General features: G+C 62.5%; 2 pseudogenes. Both read right to left on the bottom strand.

What is annotated here, in order from left to right:
* Positions 1–125: 125 nt before the first annotated feature.
* Positions 126–242, bottom strand: a pseudogene (locus MKD50_RS30820) (hypothetical protein); the annotation flags it as partial.
* A 38-nt stretch (positions 243–280) separates the two neighbouring features.
* Positions 281–1,272 (bottom strand): annotated as a pseudogene (locus MKD50_RS30360) (hydrogenase small subunit).
* Positions 1,273–1,292 lie beyond the last annotated feature (20 nt).

The raw sequence follows: 1,292 nt of genomic DNA on the forward strand, positions 1-1,292 counted from the left end.
GATTACCACTGCGTGCCGCGCGCAGGTACGCTAGCCCGCTGGGGTCACCCGGCGCATCATGAGTTGAGCGTCAAGCGCCGTGTCAATGACGCCGGCGAGCAGGGCGAGTACTTGGCCGCCGACAGGTTGGCGTCGAGATTGACCTCACAGCGCATGTGACCCTCGATCCGAGTCACCGGGTCGACGACCACGCGTCGCCCGCTGTTGTCAAGGTTGAATCCTTGGGTGGAATGGGCAGTCATGAGACGTCCTTGTCTCTCTTGAATCTGGTCAGCGCGGCTCAATGCTCGGCGCCGCTGGTGCCTTGGTTCTTCTTCTGAGCCGTACGCTTGATGGCCGACACGGCCGCGTGGGCTGCCACGGCAGCGCCGACCACTCCGGCCGCCGCGCCGCCGACCTTGTCGGCGTTGGCCTCGATGCCGAACTGGTGGATGTTGGTGAGGCGGTCGTAGAACGAGCCCTTGTCCCAAAAGCCATCTTCCGAGCAGCCGATGCAGCCGTGGCCGGCCTGGATCGGGAAGCTCGTGCCCTCGTTCCATCGCGTCGTCGAGCAGGCGTTGTAGGTGGTCGGACCCTTGCAACCGACCTTGTAGAGACAATAGCCCTTGCGCGCGGATTCGTCGTACTAGGCCTCGACGAACTGGCCGGCATCGAAGTGTGGGCGGCGGTAGCACTTGTCGTGGATACGCTGGCTGTAGAACATCTTCGGCCGGCCCTGGCGGTCCAGCTCAGGGATACGGTCAAAGGTCAGCATGTAAGTGATCACGCCAATCATCGCCTCGGCGATCGGCGGGCAGCCGGGCACCTTGATGATGGGCTTGTCCGTGATCACCTTGTGCACCGGCGTGGCCTGCGTCGGGTTCGGCTTGGCGGCCTGCACGCAGCCCCATGATGCGCAGGAGCCCCAGGAGATGACGGCCTTGGCGTCCTTGGCCACATGCTTGAGCTGGTCGATGAAGGGGCGCCCGCCGATGATGCAACTCATGCCCACCTGGTTCAGCGGACGGTTGCCTTCCACCGCTAGGATGTAGTTGCCCTTCTACTTAACAATGACCTCCTCGAGGATAGTGAACGACTCCGAACAACAAGTGCATTCCAGCCCATGCAGCCACAGCATCGGCGTGCGCGGTTTGGTCTCCATGGCGTGTGCGATCTGCGGCCCGAACGTCGGGGCCCACCCGAGCGAGGTGGCCGTGAGCGAGCAATACAATACTTGAGGAAGGTGCGTCGCGAAATGCCTTGTCGTCGCATGACCTCATAGCAGGTTTCCATCCTTCAAGTATCCAGAGTTG

Origin of the sequence: Cupriavidus mimosae (assembly GCF_023952485.1) — a bacterium.
GTDB lineage: Bacteria > Pseudomonadota > Gammaproteobacteria > Burkholderiales > Burkholderiaceae > Cupriavidus > Cupriavidus taiwanensis_C.